Origin of the sequence: Mucilaginibacter sp. (assembly GCF_036383575.1) — a bacterium.
GTDB lineage: Bacteria > Bacteroidota > Bacteroidia > Sphingobacteriales > Sphingobacteriaceae > Mucilaginibacter.
In genome coordinates this window covers 1-5,262 of the sequence record NZ_DASVOB010000533.1, presented here as the reverse complement: position 1 = coordinate 5,262, position 5,262 = coordinate 1, and the positions used below count along the sequence as shown (strand labels likewise).

At 42.2% G+C, this 5,262-nt stretch carries 6 protein-coding genes; 5 read left to right on the top strand and 1 reads right to left on the bottom strand.

The window, feature by feature from the left end:
* From VF500_RS18870 to VF500_RS18860, 3 genes are all read left to right on the top strand, one after another.
* The coding region (locus VF500_RS18870; RefSeq protein ID WP_330861169.1) for an N-acetylneuraminate synthase family protein at positions 1 to 263 on the top strand (263 nt) is incomplete at its 5' end.
* 3 nt (positions 264 to 266) lie between these two features.
* Positions 267 to 1,226 (top strand): sterol desaturase family protein, encoded by a 960-nt coding sequence (locus tag VF500_RS18865; protein WP_330861168.1) that lies wholly within the window; start codon positions 267 to 269, stop codon positions 1,224 to 1,226.
* A gap of 4 nt (positions 1,227 to 1,230) precedes the next feature.
* On the top strand, positions 1,231 to 1,608 hold the full coding sequence (locus VF500_RS18860) for a DMT family transporter (RefSeq protein WP_330861167.1): 378 nt from the start codon (positions 1,231 to 1,233) through the stop codon (positions 1,606 to 1,608).
* Between the two features lie 7 nt (positions 1,609 to 1,615).
* Here the strand turns inward: VF500_RS18860 and VF500_RS18855 are convergent, their stop codons facing one another.
* The gene (locus VF500_RS18855; RefSeq protein ID WP_330861166.1) at positions 1,616 to 2,536 is read right to left on the bottom strand and encodes a hypothetical protein; all 921 of its coding nucleotides are present in this window, start codon (positions 2,534 to 2,536) and stop codon (positions 1,616 to 1,618) included.
* A 192-nt stretch (positions 2,537 to 2,728) separates the two neighbouring features.
* Here VF500_RS18855 and VF500_RS18850 point away from each other — a divergent pair, with 192 nt between their 5' ends.
* On the top strand, positions 2,729 to 3,157 hold the full coding sequence (locus tag VF500_RS18850) for a PepSY-like domain-containing protein (protein WP_330861165.1): 429 nt from the start codon (positions 2,729 to 2,731) through the stop codon (positions 3,155 to 3,157).
* A 245-nt stretch (positions 3,158 to 3,402) separates the two neighbouring features.
* Positions 3,403 to 5,262: DUF5686 and carboxypeptidase-like regulatory domain-containing protein (locus VF500_RS18845; RefSeq protein ID WP_330861164.1), on the top strand; the 1,860-nt coding region annotated here is incomplete at its 3' end.

Genomic DNA, 5,262 nt, shown 5'->3' with positions numbered 1-5,262 from the left:
TGGCAACTACCGTAGGTGCAGTAGCTATGGGTGCTACCTTTGTTGAACGCCACTTTACACTTGACCGTGCCATGTGGGGATCTGACCATGCAGCATCTGTTGAGCCACAGGGATTGCAGCGTTTGGTGCGCGATATCAGGGACGTAGAAACCGCAGCCGGCGATGGTGAGAAACGAGTTTACGAATCTGAACTGGCACCGATGAAACGCCTTAGGGTTAACATCAGCGACGAATACAAAGAAAAACCAACAGCTAAACAATAATAAATGTCTCGACAGGATCTAACTACCTTAATTACATCCATTATCCTTTTTTGCTGGATAGCATTCATCATAGCCTGGGAAAGGATTTCACCTTACAGAAAGGGTTTGAAGTTTTTCAGGGAAGGCTTTTGGATTGATTTGGTGTGGTATACACTGATACAAAGCTACTTTTTGAAGATCATTATTTTCGATTATATCATTACGCCGTTAAAAGCGCATTTTGATCTATCGCATTTTCAATTTGTAAGTAGCTGGCCGGTGGTACTGCAGGTGTTGTTCTTCCTGTTTACACATGACCTTTATATTTATTTGTTTCATCGCTTTCAGCACTCCAATAAATTTTTCTGGCGCATTCATGAGGCGCACCACTCGGGCAAGGAAGTTGACTTTTTGGCCGGTTCTCGTTCACACATCATGGAGATCGTCATTAATCAAACTATTGAGTTTGCACCTATCATATTGTTAGGTGCAGACCCAATAGTTATACCTATTAAAGCCATGTTAGATGCCATGTTCGGCATGTTTATACACGGCAATATCAAGGTAAACATGGGCAAGCTTAAGTACATTATTAACTCGCCCCAATTGCATTTATGGCACCATGCCAATTACCAGGAGGTTTTTCACGCCAACTTCGCGACGAAATTTTCATTTTGGGATTATCTGTTCGGCACCGCTTATGACCCTGGTCACACGCCAGGCAACAAACCTGAAAACTGGGGACTTTACTATGATTATCCCAAAGATTACTTTTTACAGCATGCCTTCAGCGTAAAACGCTTCGACGAAAAAAAACTGCTCAAATACCGGTGGTTTAGCTGGTACTATAACCTGCGACCGCGATTTATGGATTGGCTGCAAAAAGTTATTCCGGCTAAAATAAACAGCACACCTAAATTGGAGATTGAGCAACAACCTGTTACCTTAGTAACCGAACAAGAAAACGTACTACAACAAAACTAACATATTGGCCTGGTTATATCTTTTCATTGCCGCCGCGTTTGAAGCGGCCTGGACCTTCTCATTGAAGTTCATGAAATTCAGCGATTTGAAAGCGCTCCGCATCAATTCTGTTTTAAGCCTGCAACATGGCTTACCGGTTTGGCTACCCTTTGTAGGATATATTGTTTTTGGCATTGGCAATATCTATTTCTTTTCCTTAGCTATAAAACTGGTACCTACCGCGGTAGCTTATGCGGTATGGACAGCTGTAACCCTTATCCTGATCAAATTAGTCGAGGTTTCATTTTTGAACCAGCGCCTCTCTTACGTAGAGATATTTTTCATGCTCCTGATCATGACCGGGGTTTTAGGTTTAAAGTTTTATGGCCCGGAAGTGAAATAAATGGCTGTCATCTGCCTAAAGCCTCCTTTCTTAGTTTAGCCTTCAAACCATCAAACCGTACCCAGTAAAGGTGACAATCCTTTTCACTGGTACCTTTGGTATAAATGAGGTATTTCCCGTCGGGAGTAATATATTCTCCCCACCGGTGAGCATCACCGTCATTGATCAGCGGGCCAAGGTTTTGCGGTGTTGTCCAGCTATGATCGGGCTTGCGGAAAGTGATCCCGAGCTCACACTCGTAATCTGGCTTCTCCTTATAACTGATGATCATGTATGATTCATCAGGCGCAACGTAAAAATCGCCATCGAAGCCGGGTGTGTTAATAACCGGACCCAGGCTTTTAACAACCGTATCTGTTTTGGCGATGGTAAGCGTACAAAAATCGTAAGTGCTGTAGTCTTTTACATTTCCTGCATTGGCGTTGCTTGCAACGTAAAAAGTTCCGCTGTTGGTTGGCATAAACTCATACAAGCCATAATTTTTTGCCAGAAAAACAACCGGGCTTGTCCAGCCTGTATTATTACGATGCGATACAAATACATAGGAATGTTTACCATCGCCCCTCCCCGCAAAGTACATGCTCATGCCATCAATAGAAAAAGTTGGCGAAAAGTAGTCGTAATTAAGTACAAAAGGGCCACGCCATTTATTACCGTCATATTTTAAATAACGTAGCCTGTTGTCTTTTGTGGTAAACCAATGCATGGCATTGGCATAATAAAACTCCTTACCATCGGCAGAGAAAGCCGACCTGCCCATAGCTATACCGCTATCGGGCACCAGCATTTGCTGCGCGAAAATCCGCGGCGTATCATTGGGTGGGCGTTGGCCCAAATAAGCGTTTTTACTATTGAAAAATTTATTTTGAGCCAACAAGCCGCTGCAAAAGCAACAGGCCAGAAACAGAGAAAGTACAAAGCTTTTCATAACGCAGTGGTTAAGTTTATTTTATTGGTGATTTTATTATCTGTAGGTCTGCAAAACAAAATTAGCAGAGGCAGTTACATTCCACGGTTCAAACTCGTTCAAGTTTAATTCAATTAAAATCAAACAGGTTGCTACACCCCATATTTCTCCAGATTGAGGCATTACATTAGTATAAATCAAATAAAAGCACTTATGAAAAAGATCATTTTATTAACCATCACTGCCGCCCTGTTAGGCACTGGTGCAATTGCAAAAGCAACCAATGGCTTAGAAGTGCCTGCGGCGGTAAAACAAGGCCTCGCCAAAAAATATCCCAATGCAAAAAAAGTTACGTGGGAAAAAGAGAAAGGAAATTACGAAGCCAATTGGGGCGGTAAATCGGGCGAAGATACTTCGGTAACATTTACCCCAACGGGTGAATTTGTTGAAGAAGTTGACGCAATGCCGATCAACCAACTGCCTGCCGCTGTTTTTGAATATATTAAAACCAATTACAAAGGCGCAAAAGTTAAGGAAGCCGGACGCGTAACCAATGCGGCGGGCAAAAAGATGTTTGAGGCCGAAATAAAAGGGAAAGACCTGATATTTGACGAGAATGGTAAATTTTTGAAAGTGGATTAAAACGGCCGTCACAATCCTGTTAATCTTAAAATAATACTATCTTTTGTAACAATTCAAATTTAATTTGTACGTTTAAGACAATTGAAAAGCATATTCCGGGCTCACGCCCGGAATATGAATAAAACTGAACCCTTTTTGTATTTTTAATCTACCACAATTTGCTATCCTCTTTTGAGATTTATTCCCGAACGTCAAGCTCAACAAGACTGTTATTTTCCAATTTTTTAACACCGTTGCTTATTTTTATGTTGTTTCCGCTGTGCGGCACAGCACAGCAACCAGACAGCCTTAAAAAATCATCAACACAGGTAATAACAAGCGTTAAAGGACAAGTGGTAGATGATGCCTCCGGGCAACCGCTTCCCGGCATTAATGTTAAACTTACCGGCGGCAAGTACGGAACCATTGCAGATCCGGACGGAAAATTTGAATTAAATGCTCCGGGAGCATTCACACATGTTTCCTTCTCTTACATTGGCTATCAAACCATTATCAAGGTAATTAAACCGGGGCAGGTCAACGTTCTCCATATAAGACTTCATGGCAGTCAAACCCAACTAAAAGAAGTTACTGTGGTTTCGGGTAAAAAGCAACGTTATCGCAACAAGGGCAATCCGGCAGTTGAGCTTATTCAGCAGGTCATCGACCATAAAAAACAAAACCGGATGGAAAGTGCTGATTACCTGCAATACGATCAGTATGAACGGATCAATCTGTCATTTATCGACGTTCCCTCCAAATTGATGAACAGTCGCTATTTTAAAATGTACCAGTTTATGCTGGATACGATAAAAAATAACGGACAAAACCAGGTGCTGCTCCCCGCCTATTTCAGCGAAAAGCAATACCAAAATTATTACCGCAAAAATCCCTCTAAATCTATCCGGATCCTGAAGGCACAAAAAGAAGCCAACGTACTTAAATTTATTGACACTGCCGGTTTGGATGTTTACATGAACCGTCTTTACGGTAATGACATCGATATTTACGAAAACAACGTTTTCATTATAACCAACCAGTTTCTTAGTCCCATTGCCGACCACTCTCCTAATTACTACAAATTCTTTATAACAGACACCATACAATCTGGGAAAGAGAAACTGATTGAACTAAGCTTTACACCACGTGCAAAAGGTGATCTGCTTTTTGAAGGTAAATTATTAGTGAGCATGACCGGCAACTATGCCGTACGATCGTGCGAGCTGGATGTAAACAAGCAGATCAACATTAATTTTATGCGAACGCTTAAGATCACGCTTGATTTTGAGCAGAACCCCAATGGCAAATATTTTTTAAGTAAAAGCGATGTCAAAGCCGACTTTGGTATTTTAAAAAACAAAGGGCTGGGTATGATGGGCGAACGAACGGTGTTTTTATCGAACTACGTTGCGGATAAACCTCTTAGCGCTACTTTTTACGATGGTAAAGAATTACAGATAGCCGCCGATGCCAACAAACCTGATACCGCGTACTGGGCACAGCAACGGCCTGATACCCTGTCAGACCACCAATCGAAGATCTATCCGCGCATTTCCAGGTTAGAAAAAATGCCGCAATTTAAAAGGGCAACCTGGGTTGCAGCTACCTTCACCGGCGGTTATGCCAAGGCGGGACCTGTAATGATTGGCCCCATTGGTACAATTTACTCGCGCGATAGCCAGGAAGGATCTCGTTTTCAACTCGGCGGGCGTACCAACCCCGAATTAAGCAAATCAATATATTTTGAAGGCTTTGGCGCTTACGGGGTACGCGATAAAGCATTTAAGTACAATATCGCAACTTTCTACTCATTCAATAAAACTCCTTTTTACCGCTACCCTAACGACTATCTGAAGGCAAGTTATCTGAACGATGTCGACGTACCTGGAAGGGATCTTTCAACCATTAATCAGCAGGCTGCCCTTTCGTCGTTTTCAACAGGAAAAACAGTATACTGGCTCTACAGCAAGGTTGCTAAAATTGAATATGTAAAGGATTTTGAAAACCATTTCTCTTTTGATCTCGCATTCAGGAACTGGAACCAGCGTCCCGCCGCGTCACTGGTATTTCAATACAACAACGAGGCTAATACCTTGCTGCATGACCTGACCACCAGCGAACTGAAC

Coding starts and splice junctions, on each gene's coding strand:
- VF500_RS18855 (WP_330861166.1), bottom strand. CDS start 2,536: ATGAAAAGCTTTGTACTTTCTCTGTTTCTGGCCTGTTGCTTTTGCAGC.
- VF500_RS18850 (WP_330861165.1), top strand. CDS start 2,729: ATGAAAAAGATCATTTTATTAACCATCACTGCCGCCCTGTTAGGCACT.
- VF500_RS18865 (WP_330861168.1), top strand. CDS start 267: ATGTCTCGACAGGATCTAACTACCTTAATTACATCCATTATCCTTTTT.